Raw genomic sequence first — 25,865 nt, forward strand, 5'->3', positions numbered from 1 at the left:
TGCGGTCTGTTTTGGACTCGCGCCACACCCCAAGCTGCGGCTCGGTCACAGTCTGGGAGCCGATAGGATGGGTCTTTCACTCCGCCATGCGTATGGAGGCCCCACCGATGTCCCGTGGCATGTCCCACTTGAAAGACAGTTCCGACCTGGTCGACAGCCCCTACATGCGCGATGCCCGTGTTGGGGACCTGTCCGGCGACTCGGTGCCCACCGGCGGCGACGATCCGCACAAGGTGGCGATGCTCGGGCTGACTTTCGACGACGTCTTGCTACTGCCGGCCGCCTCGGACGTGGTGCCCAGCACCGCTGACACGTCCAGTCAGCTCACCAAGAAGATCCGGCTCAAGGTGCCGCTGGTCAGCTCTGCGATGGACACCGTCACCGAGTCCCGGATGGCGATCGCGATGGCCCGGGCCGGCGGCATGGGGGTGCTACACCGCAACCTGCCGGTGGCCGAGCAGGCCAGCCAGGTCGAGACGGTCAAGCGCTCGGAGGCGGGGATGGTCACCGATCCGGTGACCTGCCGGCCGGACAACACCCTGGCCCAGGTCGACGCGTTGTGTGCCCGGTTCCGCATTTCTGGCCTGCCGGTGGTCGACGACGCGGGTGCGCTGGTGGGCATCATCACCAACCGGGACATGCGCTTCGAGGTCGACCAGTCCAAGCAAGTCGCCGAGGTGATGACCAAGGCCCCGCTGATCACCGCGCAGGAGGGGGTCAGTGCGTCGGCGGCCCTGGGCCTGTTGCGCCGGCACAAAATCGAGAAACTGCCGATCGTCGACGGAAGCGGCCGGTTGACCGGGCTGATCACGGTCAAAGACTTCGTCAAGACCGAGCAACATCCGCTGGCCACCAAGGACAGCGACGGCCGGCTGCTGGTGGGCGCGGCCGTCGGTGTCGGGGGCGACGCCTGGGTCCGCGCCATGATGCTGGTGGACGCCGGGGTCGACGTGCTGATCGTCGACACCGCGCACGCCCACAACAGGCTGGTGCTCGACATGGTCAGCAAACTCAAACTCGAAGTCGGTGAGCGGGTCGAAGTGGTCGGCGGCAATGTGGCCACCAGGTCGGCGGCCGCGGCCCTGGTCGACGCCGGCGCCGACGCGGTCAAGGTTGGCGTGGGCCCGGGGTCGATCTGCACCACCCGGGTGGTGGCCGGTGTCGGCGCCCCGCAAATCACCGCGATCCTGGAAGCGGTCGCGGTGTGCCGGCGGGCGGGCATCCCGGTGATCGCCGATGGGGGGCTTCAGTACTCCGGTGACATCGCCAAGGCGCTGGCCGCCGGTGCATCGACGGCCATGCTGGGGTCACTGCTGGCCGGTACCGCCGAGGCGCCCGGTGAACTGATCTTCGTCAACGGCAAGCAATACAAGAGCTATCGCGGTATGGGTTCCCTCGGTGCCATGCAGGGCCGGGGCGGGGCGAAGTCCTACTCCAAGGACCGCTACTTCGCCGACGATGCCCTGAGCGAGGACAAGTTGGTACCCGAGGGCATCGAGGGCCGGGTGCCGTTCCGCGGCCCGCTGGCCTCGGTGATCCACCAGTTGACCGGCGGTTTGCGCGCCGCGATGGGCTACACCGGCTCGCCCACCATCGAGGTGCTGCAACAGGCGCAGTTTGTCCGTATCACGCCCGCTGGCCTCAAAGAGAGCCATCCGCACGACGTCGCCATGACCGTCGAAGCGCCCAACTACTACGCACGCTGACGGCAGATGATGGTTGAAATCGGCATGGGCCGCACCGCCCGTCGCACCTATGAACTCAGCGAGATCAGCATCGTCCCGTCGCGCCGGACGCGCTCGTCCAAGGACGTCTCCACGGCCTGGCAGCTTGACGCATACCGGTTCGAAATTCCGGTGGTGGCGCACCCGACCGACGCCCTGGTGTCCCCGGAGTTCGCCATCGAGCTCGGCCGCCTGGGCGGGCTGGCGGTGCTCAACGGGGAAGGTCTGATCGGTCGGCATGCCGACGTTGCGGCCAAGATCACCCAGCTCGTCGAGGCCGCCAGCAAGGAACCCGAGCCGACGGCGGCGATCCGGCTGCTGCAGGAGCTGCACGCGGCACCGCTGGACCCCGGACTGCTGGGTGCGGCGGTGGCACGGATTCGCGAAGCCGGTGTGACCACCGCGGTGCGGGTCAGCCCGCAGAATGCTCAGGCGCTCACGCCGGTGCTGGTGCAGGCCGGCATCGACCTGCTGGTCATCCAGGGCACCATCGTCTCGGCCGAGCATGTTTCCAGCGATGGCGAACCGCTGAACCTGAAGACCTTCATTTCCGAGCTCGACATCCCGGTGGTTGCCGGTGGCGTCCTGGACCACCGCACGGCCCTGCACCTGATGCGGACCGGGGCCGCCGGGGTCATCGTCGGCTATGGGTCCACCGAGGGGATGACCAGCAGCGACGAGGTGCTCGGCATCAGTGTGCCGATGGCCACCGCGATCGCCGACGCCGCCGCCGCACGGCGCGAATACCTCGATGAGACCGGCGGCCGCTACGTGCACGTGCTCGCCGATGGCGACATCCACACCTCCGGCGAGCTGGCCAAGGCAATCGCCTGTGGCGCCGATGCGGTGGTGCTGGGTACGCCGCTGGCCGAGTCCGCCGAGGCGCTCGGCGAGGGCTGGTTCTGGCCGGCCGCCGCCGCGCACCCGTCATTGCCGCGCGGGGCATTGCTGCAGATCGCGATGGGCGAGCGGCCGTCGCTGGAGCGGGTCCTCAATGGGCCCTCCGACGACCCGTTCGGCACCCTCAACCTGGTCGGCGGGTTGCGCCGATCGATGGCCAAGGCCGGTTACTGCGATCTCAAAGAGTTCCAGAAGGTCGGTTTGGCAGTCGGCGGCTGACGCCACCCGCATCGGCTGGAGCGCCCGGACGCACTCGCCGATCGGTCTCGTCACCGATGGTCCGCGCAAACCACCAACATTGGGCTGGTATCCGAGTATGGTCCGCAGTTAGCGCAATGGGCTGCGGCCAGCAAACAAGCTCGTGCGCCGACGGCTCGGTTCCGGGAAGGGACTGCTGAAATGAACTTTCCGATGTTGCCCCCCGAGATCAATTCGGCGCGGATGTTTGCTGGTGCCGGGTCGGGGCCGATGTTGAGCGCGGCCATGGCCTGGGATGGGCTGGCGGTCGAGTTGGGATCGGCCGCCGAATCGTTTGGCTCGGTGACGTCGGGGCTGGTGGGTTCGTCGTGGCAAGGGGCGGCGGCAGCGGCGATGTCGGCCGCTGCCGCGCCCTATGTGAGCTGGCTCAATGCTGCGGCGGTGCGGGCTGGTGAGGCAGCGCTTCAGGCCAAAGAGGTGGTCAGCGCGTTTGAGGCCGCGCGGGCGGCCATGATCCATCCGTTGGCGGTTGCGGCGAATCGAAATGCGCTGGTGCAGCTGGTGCTGACGAACTTGTTCGGGCAGAACGCCCCGGCGATCGCGGCGGCCGAGGGCAGCTATGAGCAGATGTGGGCCGCCGACGTCGCCGCGATGCTGGGCTATCACGGCGGGGCATCCGCCGCGGCGTCGGGATTGGCGTCGTGGCAGCAGGCGCTGCAGGGGCTGGCCGGCCCGGCCGCGTCGGTCATCCCGGGTTTGAGCATTGGCAACACCGGCGTGGGAAACCTGAGCATCGGCAACATCGGCGACTTCAACCTGGGCGGTGGAAACGCCGGCAACCTCAATCTGGGCGGCGGAAACACCGGAAATGCCAACCTGGGTAGCGGGAACAACGGCTTCTTCAACCTGGGTAGCGGTAACACCGGCAACACCAACTTCGGCAACGGTAACCGCGGGAATCTGAACTGGGGCAGCGGAAATCTAGGCAACGCAAACGTGGGCTTCGGAAACTTTCTCGGCCAGGGAAACTTCGGCTTCGGAAACCGCGTCGGCGATGCCAACCTGGGCAGCGGCAACCTTGGCAACGCCAACTTCGGCAACGGAAATCTTGGTGACACCAACCTGGGTAGCGGTAACAACGGCTTTTCCAACGTGGGCTTTGGCAACCTCGGCAGCAACAATCTGGGCTTCGGGAACAACGGCGACAACAACATCGGCTTCGGCCTGACCGGAAACAACCAGGTGGGCATCAACTTCGCCGGACTCAACGGCGGCATCGGAAACATCGGCTTGGGCAACTCCGGTGACAACAACGTGGGGTTCTTCAACTCAGGCAGCAACAACGTGGGTTTCTTCAACTCCGGGGATCGGAACTTCGGTTTCGCGAACGCGGGTGACACCAACACGGGCTTTTGGAATGCCGGCCGGGTCAACACCGGCTTCGGTAACGGGGGCAACTTCAACCTCGGGTTTGGTAATGGGGGTGCCGCCAACGTCGGCGTCGGCAACGGCGGTGGCGGCAACCTGCGCTTCGGGAACTCGGGCACCGAGAACACCGGCAGCTTCAACTCTGGCGGCGACAATGGCCCCAACGGCGGAAACACCGGCAGCTTCAATTCCGGCTACGTGGACACCGGCTTTTTCAACTCCGGCTCCACCAATACGGGTCTGTTCAACGCGGGCAGCGTGAACACGGGCATCGGCAGTCCCGATACCCAACCGGGTTCGATCTCGGGTTTCGGTAACACCGGCGCGGGCGTCTCGGGCTTCAATAACTCGGGGGACGCCACCTCGGGCTTTATGAACGTCGCCACAACCTTCGGTTTTACCTCGGGAATCAACAACGTGGGCGACTACCAGGTGGGCCTGTTCAACACGGGCTTTGGCAACGCGGGAATCGCCAACTCGGGCAACGCCACCTTCGGCATCGCCAACTCGGGTGCGTTGAGTTCGGGCATCTCGAACTCGGGCACCAACAGCTCGGGCGGTTTCAACACCGGCGATGACCAGTCGGGTTTCTTCAACTAGGCGCGGCCGCACCGGCGTGCGAATAGCGTGTAGTGAAGTATCGGGTGCCCCGTAGCGGATCGAATGTAAAGAAGGTCATACTGCAGCCATGAAGCCGGATTACGACGTCTTGATTATCGGTTCGGGTTTCGGGGGCAGTGTGAGTGCGCTGCGCCTGACGGAGAAAGGCTACCGGGTCGGCGTGCTGGAGGCCGGCCGGCGCTTCAGTGATGCCGAATTCGCCAAGACATCCTGGGATCTGCGCAAATTCCTGTGGGCGCCCAAGCTGGGTTGCTACGGCATCCAGCGCATCCACCCGCTGAAAAACGTGATGATCCTGGCCGGCGCGGGGGTGGGCGGCGGATCGCTGAACTATGCCAACACGCTCTACGTTCCGCCGGACCCATTCTTCAACGACCAGCAGTGGAAACACATCACCGACTGGCGCGACGAGCTGATGCCGCACTACCAGCAGGCGCAGCGGATGCTGGGCGTGGTGAAAAACCCGACGTTCACCGACGCGGACCGCATCGTCAAGGAAGTCGCCGACGAGATGGGATTCGGTGACACCTGGGTGCCCACCCCGGTCGGGGTGTTCTTCGGTCCCGACGGCACCAAGACGCCGGGCAAGACGGTGCCCGACCCCTACTTCGGCGGTGCCGGCCCCGCGCGAACCGGCTGCACCGAATGCGGCGAGTGCATGACCGGCTGTCGCCATGGCGCCAAGAACACCCTGGTAAAGAACTACCTTGGTCTGGCGGAATCGGCTGGTGCCGAGGTGATTCCGATGACCACGGTGAAGGGCTTCGAGCAGCGGCCGGACGGGTTGTGGGAGGTTCGGACGGTTCGCACCGGCAGTTGGGCACGACGGGACCGGCGTACCTTCACCGCCTCGTACCTGATCTTGGCCGCCGGTACCTGGGGGACCCAGCATCTGCTGTTCAAGATGCGCGACAAGGGCAAGTTGCCCAGGCTCTCCAAGCGGCTGGGCGTGCTGACCCGAACCAACTCCGAATCCATCGTCGGCGCCGCGATGTTGAAGGTGAATCCGGACCTGGACCTGACCCACGGGGTGGCGATCACGTCGTCGATTCACCCGACGCCGGATACCCACGTCGAGCCGGTCCGCTACGGCAAGGGCTCCAACGCGATGGGGTTGTTGCAGACGCTGATGACCGACGGTTCCGGTCCCAGCGGCACCGACGTGGCGCGTTGGCGCCAGCTGCTCGACCAGGCCGGGGAGAGTCCGCGCAGGATGTTCCGGCTGATCAACCCCCGGCAGTGGAGCGAGCGCACGGTGATCGCGCTGGTCATGCAGCACCTGGACAACTCGATCACCACGTTCACCAAGCGCGGCAAGTTGGGCATCCGCTGGTATTCCAGCAAGCAGGGGCACGGCGAACCGAACCCGACCTGGATCCCGGTCGGCAACCAGGTGACCCGCCGCATTGCCGAGAAGATCGACGGGGTGGCCGGCGGTACCTGGGGTGAGTTGTTCAACATCCCGCTGACCGCGCACTTCCTGGGTGGTGCGGTGATCGGCGACAACCCCGACAGCGGGGTCATCGACCCGTATCACCGCGTCTACGGCTACCCGACCATGTTCGTGGTCGACGGTGCCGCGATCTCGGCGAACCTTGGTGTCAACCCCTCGCTGTCCATCACCGCACAAGCCGAGCGTGCCGCCTCGCTCTGGCCCAACAAGGGCCAAAACGATGAGCGGCCGCTGCAGGGCGACGGCTACAGTCGGCTGTCCCCGGTTCAGCCGGAACACCCGGTGGTGCCCGCCGACGCGCCCGGCGCGCTGCGCTGGCTGCCCATCGATCCGGTCAGCCGGGTCAGCAGCGCGGGCTGACGCCGGGCGGCGCGCAGGCCGGCGGCTAGCCGGCCAGCGCCAGCGGCGCTCCGCTGATCACTCGGCTGCGCTGCCCGTGCACGTCGACCGGAACGTCGCCCATCAGCGTCACCCGGTGCAACAGCCGATGCTGGTCGTCGTAGTCGTCGATGGCCCGATGCTGGGTTGCCCGGTTATCCCAGATGGCCACGTCACCTGATTCCCAATTCCAGCGGATGGTGTTCTCTGGCGAGGTGATTCGCCGTTGCAGCAGTTCGAACAGCGCGCTCGATTCCTGGCTGTCCAGACCGACGAAACCGCGGACGAAGTCGCCGGCCAACAGCGTGCGTTCGCCCGTTTCGGGGTGCACCCGCACCACCGGATGTTCGGTGCGGAAATCGGGTTTCTGGAATGCCTGCCGGAACGCCTGTTGGGTGTCGGTCAATGCCTGGACCGCCTCGTTGGCCACGTAGTCGTAGCGGTTGGTGTGCAGTGCCCACAGGTTCTCCACGAGGCACTTGAGCGGTTCGGGTAGTTCGGCGTAGGCCGTCGCGGTGTTTGCCCACAGGGTCGACCCGCCGTAGTTGGGCAGAGTGACCGCGCGCAGGATCGAGGCCGCCGGATAGTTCGCGGCGAAGGTGACGTCGGTGTGCCAGCGGTTGGCCTTGCCCCACTCGGAGTTGATCGGCGTGATGATCGGCGCATCGGGCAGCGCGGCCGCCGCGGCCGGGTGGCCGATCGGAGTGCCCAACAACCCGGCGAACTGGAGTTGTTGCTGGTCATCGAGGTGGTGTTGGTTGCGGAAGAAGATCACCTTGTGCTCGAGCAGTGCCGCGCGGATCTGGTCGACGGCGGCCGCGTCGAGATCGGCTCCCAGGCTCACCCCATCGACTTGGGCGCCTATCCGGCTGCCGAGCTTCTTGACTGTTATCAGGTCTGTCATTGCTGTTCCTTAAGCAAACGTAGGATGTAGTCAGTTGACTACATCGGCTAGTGTAGTCGTGTGACTACAGATTCGGCAATCCGTTCTCGAAAGACCCCCACCGGACGGGAAGAGGTAGCCGCGGCGGTGCTGGAAGCCGCCGCGGATCTGTTCGCCGAGCGGGGCCCGGCGGCGACGTCCATCCGCGATATCGCGGCCCGGTCAAAGGTCAACCACGGGTTGGTGTTTCGCCACTTCGGCGCAAAAGAACAACTGGTCGGGGCCGTCCTTGACTACCTGGGCACCCACCTGACGGAGCTGTTGCGTGCCGGGACACCCGCCGATGACCTCGAGCGGGCGCTGGATCGGCAGATGAGAGTGTGGGCGCGCACCCTGCTCGACGGATATCCGGCCGAGCAGCTGCAGACGCGCTTTCCCAACGTCGCCGAGCTACTCGGCCAGGTGCGTGTCCATCACGGCGACGACACCACCGCGCGGCTGGCGGTCGCCAATGCCATCGCGCTGTGCCTGGGCTGGCGCCTGTTCGAACCCATGCTGCGCTCGGCGACCGGTCTGGACGAACTGGCCGACGCCGATCTGCGGCAGGCGGTGACCGATGAGGTCGCGCGCATCATCGAGCCCTCAGGTCGCGGTTGACGCCCACACCTTGGCAGCCATGTTGCGCCGGTGCATCGGCTCACGGCCCGGCGGCTGTGGCGGTGGCGGCAATAGCGGCTTGTGCTTGTGCACCGAAATGGTGGTCGGCTTGGTCGAGCTGAGCTCGAGATCCTTGCCGGCATGGCGGATGGTCAGTTCCGCACCCGGCCCGTCGCGCAGGGTGAAGGTGACGGTGGAGTGGTTGGCGTCGACGGTCAGCCGGTAGCCGCGCCAGCGCAGCCGGAACCGCAATCGCGAAATGCCTTCGGGCAGTTGCGGATCGATGGACAGGATGCCCTCGTCGTCGCGCAGGCGGCCGAAGCCGCCGACCAGCGCGGTCCAGGCCCCGGCCAGCGACGCCATGTGCAGGCCGTCACGGGTGTTGCGGTGCAGATCGCGCAGGTCGATCAAGGCCGCCTCGTAGGCGTAGTCGTGGGCCAGCTCCAGGTGACCGACGTCGGCACACATCACCGCCTGGGTGCACGCCGACAGCGACGAGTCGCGCACCATGCGACGCTCGTAGTAGTCGACATTGCGGGCCTTCTGTTCCGCGGTAAACGCGTGGCTCTGCCACTGCATTGCCAGCACCAGGTCGGCCTGCTTGATTACCTGGGTGGGGTAGAGGCGCACATAGGCCTCGTGCAGTAGCAGCGGGTAGGTCGTATTGGTTTCGAAGTCCCACTCGGCCAGGGTGGTGAACCCCTCACACTGCTGGTGTACGCCCAGCTCTTCGTCGTAGGGGATGTTCACCGCGTCGGCCGCATCCCGCCAGGCCGCCATCTCTTCGGTGGTGACACCCATGTCCTGGGCGGCCTCGGGGTGGCGCAGACAGGCGTCGGCCGCGGTGATCAGGTTGTGGGCCGCCATCAGATTCGTGAAGACGTTGTCTCGAACGATCGCCGTGTACTCATCGGGGCCGGTGACCCCGTCCAGGTGCCAGATACCGTGGCGGTCGTGGTGCCCGAGCGAGATCCACAGCCGGGCGGTCTCGATCAAAACCGCTAGGCCACAATCCTTTTCCAGCGAGTGATCGCCGGTGACGGTGCGGTACCGCTCGAATGCGATGGCGATGTCGGCGTTGATGTGCCAGGCGGCCGTTCCGGCCGGCCAGTAGGCAGAGCATTCCTCCCCGCGGATGGTGCGCCAGGGAAAGCTCGCTCCGTCCAGACCGAGCTCGGCCGCGCGCTCCTTGGCGAGGTCCAACGTCGAGGCCCGCCACCGCAATGCGTCGGCCACCGCGTGTGGTGCCGTATAGGTCAGCACGGGCAGCACGAAGCCTTCCGAGTCCCAGAAAGCGTGGCCGTCGTAGCCGGTTCCGGTGAGCCCCTTGCTCGGGATCGCCCGGCGCTCGGCGCGGGCGCTGGCCTGCAGCAGGTGGAAAAGCCCGAACCGTACCGCTTGCTGGCACTCCGGGTCGCCCTCCACCTCGACGTCCGCGCTGTCCCAGAATTCGTCGAGGTAGGAGCGCTGCGTGTCGATCAGTCCCTGCCAACCGCTGTAGCGGGCACCGTGCAGTGCCCCGGCGACCTGGTCGCGCAGCGCGGGGCGCGAACGCAAACTCGACCAGCCATACGCCAGGTACTTGACGATGCGCAGTTTCTGTCCGGGCCGTAGTCCGCAGATCACCGTGGTGCGGGCCAGGTCGGGACGTGCGTCGGTGGTGATCTCGACCCGCCCGGGCACCTCGACCTCGTGGTCCATCGCGGCGGCCATCATCAAGGCACTGCTGCGGGTGCGGTGCATCAGCAGCGCTCCGCACTCGGTGTTCTCGTGGTCGACGGCCTGCAGCGGGTGCTCCAGGATTGCCGACACGCGCGGGTCATCCGAGGTTTCCGGCTGGTCCTCGTTGGTGACCAGTTCGGACTGCACGGTTATCCGGGCGAAATCGTCGACGGCCTCCACGGTGTACGCGATGGCCGCGACGCTGCGATGCGACAGCGATACCAGCCGGGTCGATACGACCTTGACCTGCTTGTCCGCCGGCGAGCGCCAGTGGGTGCTGCGGGTCAGTGTCCCGGCACGCAGATCGAGAACGCGCTCATGGGAGAGCAATTCGCCATAGCGCACGTCGAAGGGTTCGTCGTCGACCAGCAGTCGCAGGATCTTGCCGTTGGTGACGTCGACGACGGTCTGGCCGGCCTCCGGGTAGCCGTACCCGGCTTCGGCATAGGGCAGCGGGCGGATCTCGAAAAACGAGTTCAGGTAGGTGCCCGGCAGGCCGTAGGGCTCACCCTCGTCGAGGTTGCCGCGCAAGCCGATATGCCCGTTGGACAGGGCGAAGATCGACTCGGACTGGGCCAGCAGATTCAAGTCCAGCCGCGTCTCGCGAACCTGCCATGGTTCGACGGGAAAGGCTTCTTCGCTGATCATGATTGCAGCAGTTCGGCGAGATCGGTTATTACGACGTCGGCGCCGTTGCGCCGCAAATCTTCGGCCTGGCCCACTCGGTCAACACCCACCACGTAGCCGAAGTTACCGGCTCGACCGGCCTGCACGCCCGAAATTGCGTCCTCAAACACCGCCGCCGCATCCGGGGCGGTGTCGAGCAGCTGCGCTCCCCGCAGGTAGGAGTCGGGAGCCGGCTTGCCCGCGATGTGTTCCTCGCGCAGCCTCACGCCGTCCACCCGCTGTTGGATGAACCGGCCCAGGCCGGTGATCTCGAGCACGTCGCGGGTATTGGCGCTCGACGACACCACGGCGATGCTCAGGCCCGCGGCCGAGACTGCCTCGAGATAGCGCCGGGAACCCTCGAACACGTCCACGCCGTCCTTCTTCAGCACCTTTTGGAACATGTCATTTTTGCGGTTGCCCAGGCCGTACACCGTTTCGAGGTCGCCGGGATCATCGGGACTGCCGTCGGGAAGCTGGATACCCCGGCTGCTCAGAAAGGAGCGCACCCCGTCTTCTCGCTTCTTGCCGTCCACATACTGCCGGTAGTCGGCGGCTGGGTCGAAGGGGACGAACTGCCCGCCCGTGCGCTCGGCACGCTCGGAGAGGTATGCGTCGAACATGGCTTTCCAGGCCTTGGTATGGACGCTGGCGGTGTCGGTGAGCACACCGTCCAGGTCAAACAGACAGGCACGGACCTTCTCTGGGAGACCCAGCACGGGGGACCTCGCTTCCGGGTTGTTCGGGCGCTGCCAGTTCACCATGCCCGCTCGGGTACCGCGCAGGGTTACTGCCCACCGGTGTACCAAACGCGGCCGCTACGTGCAGGTGCGTCGCGTCGGCTTCGGGCGCTCGCGCAGGTCACTGGTGCAACGATCCGGAAAAGCCCGGAAATGCGTTGTCTGGTGGGGTCAGGCGGCGAGGGTAGCCAGGCGCTGCAATGGCGTGCGATCGAAGTAGACGTCATTGCGGCTCAGTCGATCGCCGTGCGTCAAAGCCAGATCCATGCCGTCGATCTCGACCTCGGTATCACGACCGATGAACCGAAAGCTGGCCCGCCAGAGCACCGCGGCGCCGTCCTCGTGGCGCAGGGGATAGGCCTCTCGCAAGGTCCAGTGCATCCGCCAGCGGTCGAAAAGCTTCGTCAAGTAGTGGCGCAGGGCCTCAGGCCCCTCCACGAAGCCGCGGGTGTTCGGGTCGCGATAGCGAACGTCGGCGGTGTAGCAGCCGACGACGCGGTCCACTTCCTGGGTGTTCCAGGCTTGCAGGAGCCGCTCGGCCAGCTCGATGGCCTGTTCTCGGTGCATGGGCACTCCTAGAGTAATTCTCTAGTTTTCTAGAGTGTTACTGCTAGCAGCATGGCCGCCACCCGGACAACCACCCGTGCCGGCGGTGATCGGCGCGCGGCGATCACCGAGGCCGCGCTGAATCGGTTTCTCAGCCAAGGCATCGACGCCACCGCACTGCGGCAGATCCAGCGCGATGCCGGTGTCAGCAATGGCAGTTTTTTCCACCATTTCCCGAGCAAGGAAGTGCTGGCGGCGGCCGTCTACGTCGACTGCGTAACGCGTTACCAGCAGGCGTTGCTCAAGGATCTGGCGCGTTACCCGGATGCGGAGTCGGCGGTGCGCGGGATTGTCGGCATGCACCTGAGCTGGTGCACCGAGCACCCGGAGATGGCGCGATTTCTCATCACGATGACCGAGCCCGCCGTGCACCGCGCGGCCGCCGACGAGCTGAGGTCGCACAACGAGCGCTTCGCGACCGCCGTGCAGACGTGGTGGCGCCCGCACGCTCACTACGGGCGCTACGCCCCCTGAGCCCGGCGCACAGCCAGGCGCTCTGGCTGGGACCGGCCCAGGAATTGGTGCGGGCCTGGTTGCTCGGCAACCTCGCCGCCCCCCCGAATGCCGCTGACGCGGCGATCCTTGCCGACGCGGCGTGGTTGTGCCTGCGGGCCGGCCCGGCCGGTTAGACCTGCGCGAGTGCCGGCTCGGTCTGTGCTGGTGTCGGTTGCCCGGCCCGGGCCGGCAGTAGCCAGCCGACAACGATCGCCGCTGCCAGTGCGATGCCGGCGCAAACCAGGGTTGCGACCTGCAGGCCGTCCAGGAACGCATGATTGACGGCGTCGCGTACCCCGGCGGCCGGTCCGGCCGGCAACTGGTCGATCACCTTGTGCGCCACCGCCATCGAACCTTTCATGGCCGAACGCACGTCGGACGGGAGGGTGGCCAAGGCCGACGCCGAGCCGAGCTGGCCGGAGTAGACGGATGCGAAGACGCTGCCCGCGATGGCGACGCCGAGGGTGCCGCCGAGTTCGCGGGTGGTGTCGTTGACCGCCGAGCCGACTCCGGCCCTGTCGGCCGGCAACGATCCCATGATCGCCTCGGTGGCCGGCGCGGTGGTGAGGCCCAGGCCACCGCCCAGCAGCAGCATCTGCAGTGCGATCTGGGTATACGGGGTTGTCGCATCGACCGTGGACGCCCACGCCAGCGCGGCGGCGAACACCGCCAAGCCGGCGGCGACCACGGCGGTGGTGCCCACCCGTTCCACCAGGCGGGGTCCCAGGATGGCGGCCAGTGCAATCGAGAGGGCGACCGGTAGCAACCGCACCCCGGTCTGCAATGCCGTGTAGTCCTTGATGAATTGGAAGTACTGGGTGATGACGAAGATGAACCCGAACAGCGTCAAAAAGCCCGCGGTCACCGCCAGGCTGCCACCGGAGAACCGGCGGTTGGCGAACACCGATACGTCCAACATCGGATGGCTGCTGCGCCGCTCCCACAGCGCGAATCCCACCAGAACGATTGCCGCCGCGATGAAGCCGCCGCTGGCGCGGGTGCTGGTCCATCCCCAGTTGGGCGCTTCGATGATGGTGTAGACCAGCGCCGTGATGCCGACCGCGGACAGCATCAGGCCGGGAACGTCGACGCGGGGTGCCGCCGGGTCGCGGGAGGTCGGTACGAACAGGATGGCGCCGGCCATGGCTGCGACCGCAATCGGAACGTTCACCAAAAAGATCGAGCCCCAGGAGAAGTGTTCGAGCAGCCAGCCGCCGGTGATCGGTCCGACGGCGACCCCGACGCCCACCATGGCCGTCCACAGCCCGATCGCCTTGGCGCGCGGAACCGGGTCGGTGAAGATGTTGGTGATCAATCCCAGCGTGGTCGGAAAGATGACCGCGGCTCCGACGCCCATGGCGGCGCGCGCCGCAACCAACGTATCCGCCGAATTCACCTGTGCAGCAAGGGCGGAAGTGAGCGCGAACAAGATGAGGCCGGCGCTGAGCCAGCCTCGCCTGCCGTAGCGGTCGCTAAGGCTGCCGGCCGACAGCAGCAGTCCCGACATGACCAGGGTGTACGCGTCGACGATCCACTGCAGTTGTGCGGTATCTGCCCCCAGTTCGCGCGACAGCGTGGGCAGGGCGACGTTGACGATGGTGGCGTCCACGCTGATCACGAAGACGGATAGGCAGATAACGGCAAGCGCGAGGATCGGGTGATCCCGGAAGACGGGCTGAATACGCATGGACAAGACGCTAAAGCTGATAGACAAATAAATCAAGTAGAAATTTGAATAAAGTGTCTACGGTGGTAGGGTGACGCAGTGTCTGCCCGCAACTACAACCAGAACTGCCCCATCGCCCGCGGGCTCGACATCTTCGGGGAGCGGTGGACCTTGCTGATCCTGCGCGAGTTGGTCGGCGGGCCCCGCCGCTACGGCGACCTGCGCGCCGAGTTGGCCGGCATTGCCACCAACTTGCTGGCGCAGCGACTCGCCGAGCTCCAAGAGCGCGGGCTCGTCGACCGAACCGAATTGCCCCCGCCGATCGGGCGGACCGTCTACACCCTCAGCGACGGCGGCTGGCGGCGGGTGTTGCCGGTCTTGCAGACCCTCGCGTGGTTCGGCCTGGACCTCATTGATCCGATCGACGACTCGAGCGTGGTTTCGCCGTTGAACGGCTTCCTCGCCGGAATCCTGCTGGGCTTCGACCCGGCCCGCGCCCCGGGGTTGGCTGCGACCTACCGTGCCGAGATCGACGGGCGCCGTTTCGAGTTCGCGGTGGAGCGCGGTCGCCTCGGGCCCGCCCGCGGGGCCCCGACGGTGACGATCAGCGCCGCTGCGCTAGACCTTGTCACGGCCCGTTTGGGGGCTGACGAAGCCACCCGAAAAGCGGCCCTGGGGCGGATCGACTTCGATGGCGACCCCGGCGCCATCGACGCGCTGTGCACCGCGTTTTCGTTGTCGGGGAATTCGCCGCGAGCCAGGGGCGCCGACGGCCGGTCCTAGTGTCGGGAATCGGTGCCGGCGGGTGAGGCAGCACCGGTCGGCGAACCCGCTGGTGCTCAGCCTCTAGACTGATTGCCCGTGGCAGAACCCGTTGACCTCGATGTGGCTGGACCGGTGGGCCGGCCGGTGTTGGTGGTGGATTTCGGTGCGCAGTATGCGCAATTGATCGCCCGCCGGGTCCGGGAAGCGCGGGTGTTCTCGGAGGTGATCCCGCACACCACCTCGATCGAGGAGATCAAGGCCCGTGACCCGCTGGCGCTGGTGCTTTCCGGGGGGCCGGCCAGCGTGTATGCGCCGGGCGCTCCGCAGCTTGATCCGGCGCTGTTCGACCTGGGTCTGCCAGTGTTCGGTATCTGCTATGGCTTCCAGGTGATGGCACAGGCGCTCGGCGGAACGGTCGCTCATACCGGGACCAGCGAGTACGGCCGGACGGAGCTGAAAGTCCTTGGCGGCGACTTGCATTCAGACTTGCCCGACATCCAGCCGGTCTGGATGAGCCACGGTGACGCGGTCACCGCGGCCCCGGACGGATTCGAGGTCGTGGCCAGCAGCGCCGGTGCCGCGGTGGCCGCCTTCGAGAACCGGGAGCGACGCCTGGCCGGGGTGCAATATCACCCGGAGGTGATGCACACCCCGCACGGGCAACAGATCCTCGGCCGGTTTCTGCATGACTTCGCCGGGATCGGCGCCCGGTGGACCCCCGCCAATATCGCCAATGCGCTGATCGAGCAGGTACGCACGCAGATCGGCGATGGCCACGCCATCTGCGGACTGTCCGGTGGGGTGGATTCCGCGGTGGCCGCGGCGCTGGTGCAACGCGCCATCGGTGACCGGTTGACCTGTGTCTTCGTCGATCACGGGTTGTTGCGTGCCGGCGAGCGTGCGCAGGTGGAGCGCGACTTCGTGGCCGCGACCAAGGCCAATCTGGTCACCGTCGACGTGGCCGACACCTTCCTGGCGGCCCTGTCGGGTGTGACCGACCCCGAGGGCAAGCGCAAGATCATCGGTCGCCAGTTCATCCGGGCGTTCGAGGGCGCGGTGCGCGATGTGCTGGATGGCCGCGACATCGAGTTTCTGGTGCAGGGCACGCTGTATCCGGACGTGGTGGAATCCGGCGGAGGCAGCGGCACCGCCAACATCAAGAGCCACCACAATGTCGGCGGTCTGCCCGACGATCTGAAGTTCACCCTGGTCGAGCCGTTGCGGCTGCTGTTCAAGGACGAGGTGCGCGCGGTCGGGCGGGAGTTGGGTCTGCCGGAGGAGATCGTTGCGCGCCAACCTTTTCCGGGGCCGGGCTTGGGCATCCGGATCGTCGGGGAGGTCACCGGGCAGCGGCTGGACACGCTGCGTCGCGCCGACTCGATCGCGCGCGAGGAGTTGACCGCGGCGGGCCTGGACAACCAGATCTGGCAGTGTCCGGTGGTGCTGCTGGCCGATGTCCGCTCGGTCGGAGTGCAGGGCGACAACCGCACCTACGGGTATCCGATCGTGCTGCGGCCGGTGTCCAGCGAGGACGCCATGACCGCTGACTGGACCCGGGTGCCCTTCGAGGTGCTCGAGCGCATCTCGACCCGCATCACCAACGAGGTGCCCGAGGTCAACCGCGTGGTGCTGGATGTCACCAGCAAGCCGCCGGGCACCATCGAGTGGGAATAAGAGTGGGAATAAGAGTGGGAATAAGAGAGCCGCGACACTTAACCGGTTGCGAAGACGCGCCGGCGCGAGTCGCGGTGGTTTAAGTCTCGACGAGTTCGCGCCTGCCGTAGGTGATGGTCGCGGCGCGCCAGCAGCCCCCGGCCTCGTTGACGAGCCGACGTGCGATATCCACATCATCGTTGCCGGCGACCAGGATCAGGGTGTGGTCGTCAGTGCTGATCGATCCGCCCAGCAGTCGGTCCCGGGCAACCGCATCTGCCATCAGCGCCTGGCCCAAGCGCGGGGCATCGATGTCCGGCACGTCAATGGTGAAGGCATTCGCCGCGGGCGCACCTTGCGGTAGGTATTCGAAGGTCAGCACAGATCCCTGGTCGAATTGGTTGCGCAGCGCCTCGGCGACGTTGTGCAACGTGGGTGCATCGACAACGCACACGTGGAATTCGCGCGAGCGCTCGTAGGTGTTCTGGTGCAGCTCGTCTGACCACAGCACCCCATTGACCAGTCTCGATCCCGTCATCGCCGCACCGTTTTGCGCGATCGTGGCGGCAGCTTGCATCTCGAACAGCTGCAACTGGTCGTGCGATTGGCTGGAGTCGGGATCGGTGCTGACGGCGGTGTTGTTGGTGGCGAATATCTCCGCCGGCCGGCATGCTGGTTCCTCGCCTCTAGCGGGGCCGGCGCCACCCAGGAAGACGAGCCGCCGCACGCCACCAAGAGCGCCGCCAGCGCTGAGAGGGTTCTTCGGGACCGCACAATGCAGCGTCTCATGGGCGTTTCAGGGCTGTCTTGACGGGGTTCGTGGCCCCGGTGTTTACTCGACTCTATCGAACATACTTTCGAAAATGCTCGGTTGGAAAGTCGGTAGGAGGCCTGTCATGACCACGGCTTTGGCCTCCGATCGGCGACACGAAAACCGCGCTGAACAGCTGGAATCGCTGCGTCGGCAGATCGCCGTGTTGTCCGGGAAGCCGGCTGGGAAAGCCGTCGAGCCTTCCGCTGACCCGCTGGCGATTCCGGCTGGGGTGGCTGGGGTGGCCCTGCCCCGGGGCACGGTAGCGGTGCTGTCCGGGGCCCGGTCACTGCTGCTGAACATGGTGGCCGCGGTGACGGCGGCCGGTGGCAACGCCGCCATTGTCGGCCAGCCGGATATCGGACTGCTCGCCGCCGTGGAGATGGGGGCCGATCTGAGCCGGCTCGCGGTCATCCCGGATCCCGGAACGGATCCGGTGGAGGTGGCGGCGGTGCTCGTCGATGGCATGGACCTGGTGGTGCTCGGCCTTGATGGCCAGCGGGTGTCACGGACACGGGCGCGGGCGGTGGTGGCCCGGGCCCGTCATAGAGGTTGCACCCTGCTAGTCACCGACGGTGACTGGGAGGGGGCACCGACGCGGTTGGAGGCCCGGGTTTGCGGCTATGAGATCACGGTGGGTAACCGGGGCGCGCCGACACCGGGATTCGGGCGCATCAGCGCCGTGCGGTTACAGGTCAGCGGGATATGTGCGGGACGATCGATCGGCCGGGTGCGAACGGGGTGAGTTCGTTGAATTCAGGGCCCCCTTCCCGAGTGTTGGCGATCTGGTGCATGGACTGGCCCGCCGTCGCGGCCGCGGCCGCCGCGGATCAGCCCGTGACGGCGCCGGTCGCGGTTACTTTGGCAAACCGGGTGATTGCCTGCTCGTCGACAGCACGTGCGGTTGGAGTGCGGCGCGAGCTGCGGCGCCGGGAGGCGGCGGCCCGTTGCCCGCAACTGCACATCGCGACCGCCGACGCCGACCGTGATGCTCGCTTCTTCGAAGGGGTGGTCGCGGCGGTAGACGATCTGGTGCCCCGCGCCGAGGTGCTGCGTCCCGGGCTCCTGGTGCTGCCGGTGCGAGGAGCGGCGCGATTCTTCGGTTCTGAGCAGCAGGCGGCCGAGCGGTTGATCGACGCGGTGGCCGCCGCCGGCGCCGAGTGCCAGGTCGGGATTGCCGATCGGTTGTCCACCGCGGTCTTCGCCGCGCGGGCCGGGCGTGTGGTGGAACCGGGACACGATGCACGGTTTCTGTCGGCCCTTTCGGTCCGTCAGCTCGCCGCCGAGCCGAGCCTGTCCGGACCCGGGCGTGACGAACTGACGGATTTGTTGTGGCGGATGGGGATTCGTACCGTCGGACAATTTGCCGCGCTCTCCCGCACCGACGTCGCTTCCCGGTTCGGCGCTGACGCGGTGGCCGCACACCGGTTCGCCCGCGGCGAGCCCGAACGCCTTCCCTCCGGGTGCGAACCACCGCCGGAACTCGGGGCGGTGCTGCGCTGCGATCCGCCGATCGATCGGGTCGACGCCGCGGCATTCGCCGGCCGGGCGCTGGCCAGTGAGCTGCACCAGGCGTTGCTGGCCGCCGGAGTGGGGTGCACCCGGCTGGCCATTCACGCCGTCACCGACAGCGGTGAAGAGCGCACCCGGGTGTGGCGGTGTGCCGAGCCGTTGACCGAGGAGGCCACCGCGGACCGGGTGCGCTGGCAGCTGGACGGATGGCTGAGCAATCGCAACGCCAGGGACCGGCCCACCGCGCCAGTGACGCAGTTGCGTCTGCAGGCGCTCGAAGTGGTGTCCGCTGAAGCGCTGCAGTTGCCGTTGTGGGGTGGTTTGGGCGAAGAGGACAGGCTTCGGGCCCGTCGCGCGCTGGCACGGGTGCAAGGCCTGCTCGGTCCGGAGGCGGTTCAGGTGCCGGTGCTGTCCGGCGGTCGCGGGCCGACCGAGCGCATCACGTTGACCGCGCTGGGCGATGAGCCGGTGCCGCAGGCCGATCCGGGGCAGCCCTGGCCAGGGCAGTTACCCGCGCCCTCGCCGGCGGTATTGCTCGACGACCCGGTGGAATTGCTTGATGTCCAAGGAAATCCGGTACGGGTAACCAGCCGGGGGATGTTCTCCACTGCCCCCGCGAGACTGGTCGTCGGCGGCCGTGATGACCGGCTGCACTGGTGGGCCGGACCTTGGCCAGTCGACGAACGGTGGTGGGACCCCGATCTCGGTAAAGGCCGCACCGCCCGCGCCCAGGTGCTGCTGGGGGACGAGCGCGCGCTACTGCTGTGCTATCGGCAGCGGCGGTGGTACCTCGAAGGGAGTTACGAGTGACACCGCAGACCAGTCTTAACCGCGTCCAGCGTGACGCCGGTGTGAAAATCCGGCCGTAGTCTCGCAGCCAGTTCACGCTCGGCGCGCGAACGCTGCGACTCGTTGGATGAACCTCTCGAAGAACACGGCCGGGTCGACGCTGACCCCGATCCGCGCGTTGGGAGGGTGCTTCCCCGACCGGTCGGCAACCGTCATGCCGCGCGTCGGAATATCCGCCAACACCACGTCCACCGTCGCCACCTGGGTCGTCACCAGCTGCGGGTCGAGTGCAATCGCGGCCGCCAGCGGATCGTGCAGATACGCCAGATATCCAAATCCGCGGTCCCGGTGGGACTCGAAGTAGAACCGCATCGCGTCCTGGATCACCCAGGGCTCCGGCGTTGTTGATTAGCAGGCTTGTGAGCTGGGGAATTGTGGATTGAGGAGGTCTAGGTGGCGGTTGGCGGTCAAAGCGGTGATCCGGCAGGCTTCGGCGATGTTGTCGGCGCCGTTGAGGCGGTGCAGATTGATCGCGGTGTTGCGTAGCGTTGCTAGGACCTGTGCGCCGTTTCCGGTATGTGCCCTTTGATGGTCTTCGTCGAAGGTGACGTCGCGTATCCAGTGCAGGCTGTTCTCGATTCCCCAGTGTTGACGCATCCAGGTCATGATCGCGGTAGGGTGGGCGTGCTCGAACGGCAGGCTGCAGATGGTATAGACCACCTCCACGCTGCGCTGGTCGGTGGCGGTGATCAAGCGTTCACGAGTGATCCGGATGATTTGTTTTGCGTAGGGGAAGCCGATTCCTCGTGCAGCGGTGATGATTTGCAGGGTGCGGGTCTCGACACGGCCGTGGCCGCGGGAGTCGTCGGTAGCGGCTGTGGGCACCTCGGCCCAGGGCAGCGCGGTGATACGCGCAAGTATTTTGGCTTGGTTGGACTTGACGATCATCAGGTAGTGCGACTTCAAGGTGGCGCAGATCAACTTCGCGGTGACGACCTGGGTATGCATCGCATCCACGGTGACCAGCCACCGCAAGCTACCCGGCAGCAGCGTGAGCAGGGCACGTACGCAGGGAATTTCATTGCTTTTCTCGGCGACAGCGAGTTGACCGAGCACCAATCGGGCACGGTGGGCGAACACCGACACGAGATGCGTGGCTGTCGCTTTGGCGCGTAAAGGCACCACGCAGCATCTTGCCGTCCAACGCGATCGGCACCAATCCACTGGGGTCGCTGCTGGCCACGTGTGCAGTGAAGTAACTGCCCATCCTGGCGTTGAGGTCGGCGGGGTCTAGCCGAGACAAAACAGCGCGGAAGGTCTTCTCACTGGGCCGCCGGAACCGGACCCCTAATTGGGCCAACACATCATCGGGAGCGGTGGCCGCCCATGTGGCAAAACCAGCATAGCCGCGCATCCCCGCGGCAGTGGCCAGAACCGCGATCGCCAACAAAGCCATCAGCGAATACCTCCGACCGCGTGGGTCCCTCGGGTCTGGCACCGAGGCCAACACATCGAGAAACTCCGATCCGATGAGCTCGCTGCGCTCACCAGGACTCCAGCGGTCGAACACCTCTGGAACCGACGACACAGGCAATACTGAAACGGTAGGCACGGGCAACTCCAGACCAACGACGAACAGTAACCAACTCGATCGTTCTCCAGATAGCCCGTGCCTACACTCCGGCCCCAATAGCGCGGCACCAAAGATCATCAACCCAGCTCACAAGCCTGCTAATCAACAACGCCGGAGCCCTGCTGGATCACCCGGGTCAACGCGGACGGGCCGGCGGCGCAGGTCAGCCTGGCGAGGATGTCCGGTGTCATCGCAACCTTGCGGGTCAGGTTCAAGCTGCACACGATTGGAAGTCGTTGTTGCCCTGTCCAGGCCGCGAACACCTCGCTGGCGGCCTCCGGGTCCACCCTGATGTTCCAGTCGGCCCCGACATCGTTGCCGTCCGCGTCGAACATCCCGCCCATGATCACCAGCCGGCTCAGCATCGCCGGCAATGCGGGTTCGGCGCGCAGCGCTCGCGCCAGGTTGGTCAGCGGTCCGGTGACCAGTCCGGTCAGTTTTCCGCGATAGGCGTGTGCCATTCGCACCCAAGCCGCCGCGGCGTCATAGGTGGCCAGCTCCCGGTTGGTCGGGGGTAGCTCGGCATACCCTAAACCTTTGGGGCCGTGCGTGTTTGCCCGATGCGGCCACTGCCCGGTTAGTGGTTGGTCGGCGCCTCTTGCCACCGGTATGTCACCGGCCCGGCACAGTTCGAGCACACCGAGGTTGTTCGTGCACACTTGATCGACCGAGGTGTTTCCACCCGTCGATGCGATGCCCACCAGATCGGCGTCGGTGCTGGCCAACAGATATATCAACGCCAGCGCGTCGTCGATGCCGGTGTCGGCGTCGACGAACACGGGGTTCACCGCGGCAACGATACGCCGCGGCCGGGCCGGAATCGGGAGTCCGCTTACCAGTGCACGCCGGGTGCCAACCGAACGAGCCGTTTGACGGGTCTGGGGATCCGCATGCCCGTCACGGCTAGGGCCGGCCGCTTGGGGCGGCGCACCGGCCGGTGCTCCTGAGCGTCATTGAGCGGCGAGATTCCTCGTGCTGCAGCAGAATCCGGGTAGCCCAGATAGAGCTGATGCAGAATCCGCCGGGACAGTTTCGGTGCGACGTAGTTGCCGACTTCGGCGAGCGTGCCCAGCGGGGTATCGATTCGCGCCGGCTTCTCGACGAGTCCGCGCACCACCATGGCGGCCGCGTGCTCGGCACTGATCGCGGGCGTCGGGTTGAGCCGTCGCGACGGCACGATCATCGGGGTGGCTACCAGAGGCATGTGGATGTTGGTGAAGGTGACGTGGTCGGACAGCGTCTCGGAGGCGACCACGTCGGCGAACGCGTCCAGCGCCGCCTTGCTGGGCAGATACGAGCTGTACTTGGGGTTGCGAGCCTGCACCCCGGCGCTGGAAACGTTGACGACATGCCCGAAACGTCGTTCGCGCCAGTGTGGCAACAGCGCCAGCACCATCCGGACCGCGCCGAAATAGTTGACGGCCATCACCCGTTCGTAGTCGTGCAAGCGGTCGGTGGAGTTGACCACCGAGCGGCGAATCGACCGGCCGGCGTTGTTGACCAGGTAGTCGACATGTCCGAAGCGGCCCAGGATGTCTTTGACGGTGTGTTCGACGGAGGTGGAGTCGGTGATGTCGCAGGTGAAAGCGTAGGCCTGGCCGCCGCCCGCGCGGATCTCGGCGACCAGTTGGTCGAGCGCGTCGGCGTTGCGGGCCAACGCGAATACGCATCCGCCCCGTTGCGCGACCGCGAGCGCCGAAGCTCGCCCGATGCCGCTGGATGCCCCGGTGATGATGACGTGCCGGCCCACCAGCGGGCCCCTTGGATCGTCGCGGAGGGCACGGTCGGGGTCAAGGTGTTGGGCCCAATAGCGCCACAACTTGGGGGCGTAGCCGGCGAAGTCGGGCAGTCGCACACCGCTGCCGCGCAACGCTTTCTGCGTTTCGTCGCTGATGAAGGTGGGCTTGAGGTCCAAGACGTCGAAGATTTCGGAGGGAATCCCCAGCTGGGTGGCCGCCATGTTGCGCAGCACCTTCGCGCGGCCCCGTGCCTTGAGCATCGGGGTGACCACCGAGCCGGGGAGTACCCCCCGCGCCGGGGGCAGTCCGGCCTCCTTGGTCACTGCTTGGTAGATGCCGCGCAATCCCACCGATTGTGGTGCGGTAGATGGAAGGTCCGCCCGTTCAGGAATGCCATGTTGTCCTCGTGGATCAGGGCGACGAGCGCATCCACCACGTAGTCGACCGGGACGATGTTGGTGCGTCCGGTGTCGGGCAACAGGATCGGGGTCAGTGACGGCAGCGCGGCCAGCCGGGCCAGTACGCCGAAGAAGTAGTACGGGCCGTCGATCTTGTCCATCTCGCCGGTGCGTGAGTCGCCGACCACGACCGCCGGGCGGTAGATGCGGTACCGCAGCCCGGTGCTGGAGCGCACCAGCAATTCGGCCTCGAACTTGGTCCGGTGGTACGGACTGGGCAGCTGCTGGCCGACGTCGAAGTCGGCCTCGGTGTACTCGCCGGCGAAGTCGCCGGCCACGGCGATCGACGACACGTGGTGCAATGTCGCGTCCAGTCGCCGGGTCAGCTCGATCACGGCGCGGGTTCCATCGACGTTGGCGGCCCGCTGTTGGTCCTCCCCGGCGGTGATGTCATAGACCGCCGCGCAGTGCACGACATGGTCGATCTGCCCCAGTTCGGCGCTGATCTGCTCGGTCACCGGCAGCTCAGGTAACTCGCCGACCAAGGGTTTGACCCGATCGCCCCAGTCGGTGGCGAGGCGTTCGAAACGACTCAGCGATTGGCGCCGTACCAGGACCCACACCCGTGCGTCGGCGTCGCTCTGTAGCAGACGGGACACGACGCGGCGCCCAATAAACCCCGTACCGCCGGTAACGACATACCGCATGCAGCCATGGTGGCGGCCGCGGCCGCACCCGTCAACCGGTCAGCCGAAGTTACGGATGCCGTCCCAGTCCACCAGCTTCCAGCCGGTTGCCGGATTGCCGCTGATCACCACGCGGCCGATGTTCGGTAGGGGATGGGTGTTGAGCAGGTTGGTCTTGGGGTTTTTCACGTTCATCAGCGTCCACACCATGATCGCCGTGCCTTGGGAGAACACGACCGGCTTGTTGTGGCCGCCGTCGTAGATCTTGCGGATGGCGCCGGTGAATCGGCTGTTGAAATCGCTGCCCGAGGTTGACCCGGGGATGCTGGCTTCGACGTTGCCGTCGATCCAGCTGACCGGCGCCACCATGTAGGTGCGGTCGGCCATCGAATCGGGTTTGCCGTTGTACCAGCCGGCATCGATGGACTGCAGGCCCGGAACGATCTCGGCTTGCTTGCTCAACTCCCTGGCCAGGGGAGCGGCGGTCTGCTGGGCGGCCTCCATCGGCGATGTGTAGATGCTGTCGAATTCGCTGCGCCCAAACTGATGGGTCAGCTGCTGCGCTTGATCTTTACCGTCGGAGCTCAGTCCGGTTCCAGGCAACTCGGTAGCGATGATCCCCTCGGCGTCGGCCTGCGATTGTGCATTGCGAATGAAGGTCAGCGTGATGCTGCGGGCCTGGGGGCTTCCGCCGCCGCAGGCGCCGAGCAGCATTGCCGTGGCGAGTAGAGCTAGGACTTTGGAGGTGTTCCAGATCATGCTGCGCTTGGCCATGGCGATAGCCTGCCCTGCCGACCGCACCGGTGGGAAGGGTTTGCGATGGTTGACTGCAGAAAAGGCTCGAATTTCCCAATCGAGAGGAGACCCGCATGGCGATCGATCCGGGTGCCGTTGGCGCGACGACCGAGCCGATGTCGTTCGAGTGGAAAGACCGGGAGACGCTGCTCTACGCACTGGGCGTCGGCGCGGGTATCGACGACTTGTCGTTCACCACTGAGAACAGCCACGACATCGCGCAGCAGGTGCTGCCAACCTACGCGGTGATCTGTTGCCCGGCATTCGGGGCGGCGGGCAAGATCGGCACGTTCAACCACGCCATGCTCTTGCACGGCTCCCAGGGCATCCGCCTGCATGCGCCCCTGCCCGCTGCGGGAAAGCTGTCGGTGGTCTCCGAGGTTGCCGACATCCAGGACAAGGGCGAGGGCAAGAACGCGGTCATCATGCTGCGCGGCCGTGGCACCGATCCAGAAACCGGAACCCTGATCGCCGAGACGTTCACCACGCTGGTCATTCGCCAGGCGGGCGGGTTCGGGGGAGTGCCAGGTGAGCGTCCGGCCGCACCGGAAATTCCCGATCGCGAGCCTGATGCCCGGGTTGTCCTGCCGACCCGGGAAGACCAGGCACTGATCTACCGGCTCTCCGGCGATCGTAATCCGCTGCACAGTGACCCCTGGTTCGCCAAGGAATTGGCTGGGTTCCCCAAGCCGATTCTGCACGGGCTGTGCACCTACGGCGTGGCGGGGCGGGCGCTGGTGGCCGAGCTGGGCGGCGGGGTGGCCGCCAACATCACCTCGATCGACGCGCGGTTCACCAAGCCGGTGTTTCCCGGCGAAACGCTGACCACGCTGATCTGGCGCACCGAGCCGGGCAAGGCGGTGTATCGCACCGTGGTGGCCGGCACCGATGGGTCCGACGCCCGGGTGGTGCTCGATGACGGTGCGGTGGAATACGTGCAGGGCTGA

At 66.4% G+C, this 25,865-nt stretch carries 18 protein-coding genes and 4 pseudogenes; 11 read left to right on the plus strand and 11 right to left on the minus strand.

Translation table 11 applies throughout. The features are described 5' to 3' along the window. The first annotated feature begins 107 nt into the window (after positions 1-107). The 4 genes from guaB (at position 108) to CKW46_RS08585 (ending at position 6,684) form a co-directional block, all read left to right on the plus strand. Positions 108-1,706, plus strand: a complete 1,599-nt coding sequence (guaB, locus tag CKW46_RS08570; RefSeq protein ID WP_482053045.1) for an IMP dehydrogenase — start codon at positions 108-110, stop codon at positions 1,704-1,706. A gap of 9 nt (positions 1,707-1,715) precedes the next feature. Next, a complete protein-coding gene (locus CKW46_RS08575; protein ID WP_012393022.1) occupies positions 1,716-2,843 on the plus strand; it encodes a GuaB3 family IMP dehydrogenase-related protein in 1,128 nt (375 codons plus the stop codon). 180 nt (positions 2,844-3,023) lie between these two features. Continuing rightward, positions 3,024-4,850, plus strand: coding sequence for a PPE family protein (locus tag CKW46_RS08580; protein WP_482053046.1), 1,827 nt, complete (start codon positions 3,024-3,026; stop codon positions 4,848-4,850). Between the two features lie 88 nt (positions 4,851-4,938). Continuing rightward, complete coding sequence (locus tag CKW46_RS08585) at positions 4,939-6,684, plus strand: GMC oxidoreductase (RefSeq protein WP_482053047.1); 1,746 nt, start codon at positions 4,939-4,941, stop codon at positions 6,682-6,684. A 25-nt stretch (positions 6,685-6,709) separates the two neighbouring features. Here the strand turns inward: CKW46_RS08585 and CKW46_RS08590 are convergent, their stop codons facing one another. After that, positions 6,710-7,606: a TauD/TfdA dioxygenase family protein gene (locus tag CKW46_RS08590; RefSeq protein ID WP_011739156.1), complete on the minus strand. Its 897-nt coding sequence runs from the start codon at positions 7,604-7,606 to the stop codon at positions 6,710-6,712. A gap of 60 nt (positions 7,607-7,666) precedes the next feature. Here CKW46_RS08590 and CKW46_RS08595 point away from each other — a divergent pair, with 60 nt between their 5' ends. After that, positions 7,667-8,242, plus strand: coding sequence for a TetR/AcrR family transcriptional regulator (locus CKW46_RS08595; protein ID WP_252872309.1), 576 nt, complete (start codon positions 7,667-7,669; stop codon positions 8,240-8,242). On the opposite strand, the gene CKW46_RS08600 is transcribed toward CKW46_RS08595, so the two are convergent. The 3 genes from CKW46_RS08600 to CKW46_RS08610 form a co-directional block, all read right to left on the minus strand. Then, positions 8,228-10,612, minus strand: a complete 2,385-nt coding sequence (locus CKW46_RS08600; RefSeq protein ID WP_482053048.1) for a glycoside hydrolase family 65 protein — start codon at positions 10,610-10,612, stop codon at positions 8,228-8,230. The genes CKW46_RS08595 and CKW46_RS08600 overlap by 15 nt on opposite strands. Further along, positions 10,609-11,394 carry a beta-phosphoglucomutase family hydrolase gene (locus CKW46_RS08605; protein ID WP_482053049.1) on the minus strand — a complete coding sequence of 262 codons (786 nt, stop codon included), beginning with the start codon at positions 11,392-11,394 and terminating at the stop codon, positions 10,609-10,611. Before CKW46_RS08605 ends, CKW46_RS08600 begins: the two co-directional genes overlap by 4 nt. Positions 11,395-11,541: 147 nt before the next feature. Next, positions 11,542-11,937: a nuclear transport factor 2 family protein gene (locus tag CKW46_RS08610; RefSeq protein ID WP_015354748.1), complete on the minus strand. Its 396-nt coding sequence runs from the start codon at positions 11,935-11,937 to the stop codon at positions 11,542-11,544. Positions 11,938-11,988: 51 nt separating this feature from the next. On the opposite strand from CKW46_RS08610, the gene CKW46_RS08615 reads away from it, so the two are divergent. Next, the gene (locus CKW46_RS08615; protein WP_252872308.1) at positions 11,989-12,450 is read left to right on the plus strand and encodes a TetR/AcrR family transcriptional regulator; all 462 of its coding nucleotides are present in this window, start codon (positions 11,989-11,991) and stop codon (positions 12,448-12,450) included. 151 nt (positions 12,451-12,601) lie between these two features. Here CKW46_RS08615 and CKW46_RS08620 read toward each other — a convergent pair whose 3' ends face one another. Beyond that, positions 12,602-14,158, minus strand: coding sequence for a DHA2 family efflux MFS transporter permease subunit (locus CKW46_RS08620; RefSeq protein WP_482053050.1), 1,557 nt, complete (start codon positions 14,156-14,158; stop codon positions 12,602-12,604). A 78-nt stretch (positions 14,159-14,236) separates the two neighbouring features. Here CKW46_RS08620 and CKW46_RS08625 point away from each other — a divergent pair, with 78 nt between their 5' ends. Beyond that, positions 14,237-14,920, plus strand: coding sequence for a winged helix-turn-helix transcriptional regulator (locus CKW46_RS08625; protein ID WP_020788490.1), 684 nt, complete (start codon positions 14,237-14,239; stop codon positions 14,918-14,920). 78 nt (positions 14,921-14,998) lie between these two features. Next, positions 14,999-16,576, plus strand: a complete 1,578-nt coding sequence (gene guaA / locus CKW46_RS08630; RefSeq protein WP_041298869.1) for a glutamine-hydrolyzing GMP synthase — start codon at positions 14,999-15,001, stop codon at positions 16,574-16,576. A gap of 79 nt (positions 16,577-16,655) precedes the next feature. Here guaA and CKW46_RS08635 read toward each other — a convergent pair whose 3' ends face one another. Further along, entirely contained in the window at positions 16,656-17,282 is a 627-nt protein-coding gene (locus CKW46_RS08635; RefSeq protein ID WP_015354753.1) for a hypothetical protein, read from the minus strand. Between the two features lie 169 nt (positions 17,283-17,451). Between CKW46_RS08635 and imuA' the strand changes: the two genes are divergently transcribed. Together imuA' and CKW46_RS08645 are read left to right on the plus strand one after the other, a co-directional pair. Then, on the plus strand, positions 17,452-18,111 hold the full coding sequence (gene imuA', locus CKW46_RS08640) for a DnaE2-dependent mutagenesis accessory factor ImuA' (RefSeq protein ID WP_012393033.1): 660 nt from the start codon (positions 17,452-17,454) through the stop codon (positions 18,109-18,111). Positions 18,112-18,158: 47 nt separating this feature from the next. After that, entirely contained in the window at positions 18,159-19,688 is a 1,530-nt protein-coding gene (locus CKW46_RS08645; protein WP_482053051.1) for a DNA polymerase Y family protein, read from the plus strand. 72 nt (positions 19,689-19,760) lie between these two features. On the opposite strand, the pseudogene CKW46_RS08650 reads toward CKW46_RS08645, so the two are convergent. From CKW46_RS08650 to CKW46_RS08670, 5 genes and pseudogenes are all read right to left on the minus strand, one after another. Then, positions 19,761-20,054 (minus strand): annotated as a pseudogene (locus tag CKW46_RS08650) (nucleoside hydrolase); the annotation flags it as partial. Between the two features lie 21 nt (positions 20,055-20,075). After that, positions 20,076-21,279 (minus strand): annotated as a pseudogene (locus tag CKW46_RS08655) (ISAs1-like element IS2404/ISMul1 family transposase). Between the two features lie 143 nt (positions 21,280-21,422). Then, positions 21,423-22,088: pseudogene (locus tag CKW46_RS08660) on the minus strand (nucleoside hydrolase); the annotation flags it as partial. A gap of 44 nt (positions 22,089-22,132) precedes the next feature. Continuing rightward, positions 22,133-24,144 (minus strand): annotated as a pseudogene (locus CKW46_RS08665) (SDR family oxidoreductase). A 39-nt stretch (positions 24,145-24,183) separates the two neighbouring features. Next, on the minus strand, positions 24,184-24,897 hold the full coding sequence (locus CKW46_RS08670) for a histidine phosphatase family protein (RefSeq protein ID WP_015354756.1): 714 nt from the start codon (positions 24,895-24,897) through the stop codon (positions 24,184-24,186). 95 nt (positions 24,898-24,992) lie between these two features. Here CKW46_RS08670 and CKW46_RS08675 point away from each other — a divergent pair, with 95 nt between their 5' ends. Continuing rightward, on the plus strand, positions 24,993-25,865 hold the full coding sequence (locus CKW46_RS08675; RefSeq protein ID WP_012393038.1) for a MaoC/PaaZ C-terminal domain-containing protein: 873 nt from the start codon (positions 24,993-24,995) through the stop codon (positions 25,863-25,865).

The organism is Mycobacterium liflandii, from assembly GCF_022354805.1.
Classification (GTDB): Bacteria; Actinomycetota; Actinomycetes; order Mycobacteriales; family Mycobacteriaceae; genus Mycobacterium; species Mycobacterium marinum.

What these genes read in the sequence shown, in the direction of transcription:
- guaB (WP_482053045.1), top strand. Translation starts at nt 108, where the DNA reads ATGTCCCGTGGCATGTCCCACTTGAAAGACAGTTCCGACCTGGTCGAC.
- CKW46_RS08575 (WP_012393022.1), top strand. Translation starts at nt 1,716, where the DNA reads ATGGTTGAAATCGGCATGGGCCGCACCGCCCGTCGCACCTATGAACTC.
- CKW46_RS08580 (WP_482053046.1), top strand. Translation starts at nt 3,024, where the DNA reads ATGAACTTTCCGATGTTGCCCCCCGAGATCAATTCGGCGCGGATGTTT.
- CKW46_RS08585 (WP_482053047.1), top strand. Translation starts at nt 4,939, where the DNA reads ATGAAGCCGGATTACGACGTCTTGATTATCGGTTCGGGTTTCGGGGGC.
- CKW46_RS08590 (WP_011739156.1), bottom strand. Translation starts at nt 7,606, where the DNA reads ATGACAGACCTGATAACAGTCAAGAAGCTCGGCAGCCGGATAGGCGCC.
- CKW46_RS08600 (WP_482053048.1), bottom strand. Translation starts at nt 10,612, where the DNA reads ATGATCAGCGAAGAAGCCTTTCCCGTCGAACCATGGCAGGTTCGCGAG.
- CKW46_RS08605 (WP_482053049.1), bottom strand. Translation starts at nt 11,394, where the DNA reads ATGGTGAACTGGCAGCGCCCGAACAACCCGGAAGCGAGGTCCCCCGTG.
- CKW46_RS08610 (WP_015354748.1), bottom strand. Translation starts at nt 11,937, where the DNA reads ATGCACCGAGAACAGGCCATCGAGCTGGCCGAGCGGCTCCTGCAAGCC.
- CKW46_RS08615 (WP_252872308.1), top strand. Translation starts at nt 11,989, where the DNA reads ATGGCCGCCACCCGGACAACCACCCGTGCCGGCGGTGATCGGCGCGCG.
- CKW46_RS08620 (WP_482053050.1), bottom strand. Translation starts at nt 14,158, where the DNA reads ATGCGTATTCAGCCCGTCTTCCGGGATCACCCGATCCTCGCGCTTGCC.
- imuA' (WP_012393033.1), top strand. Translation starts at nt 17,452, where the DNA reads ATGACCACGGCTTTGGCCTCCGATCGGCGACACGAAAACCGCGCTGAA.
- CKW46_RS08645 (WP_482053051.1), top strand. Translation starts at nt 18,159, where the DNA reads ATGGACTGGCCCGCCGTCGCGGCCGCGGCCGCCGCGGATCAGCCCGTG.
- CKW46_RS08670 (WP_015354756.1), bottom strand. Translation starts at nt 24,897, where the DNA reads ATGGCCAAGCGCAGCATGATCTGGAACACCTCCAAAGTCCTAGCTCTA.
- CKW46_RS08675 (WP_012393038.1), top strand. Translation starts at nt 24,993, where the DNA reads ATGGCGATCGATCCGGGTGCCGTTGGCGCGACGACCGAGCCGATGTCG.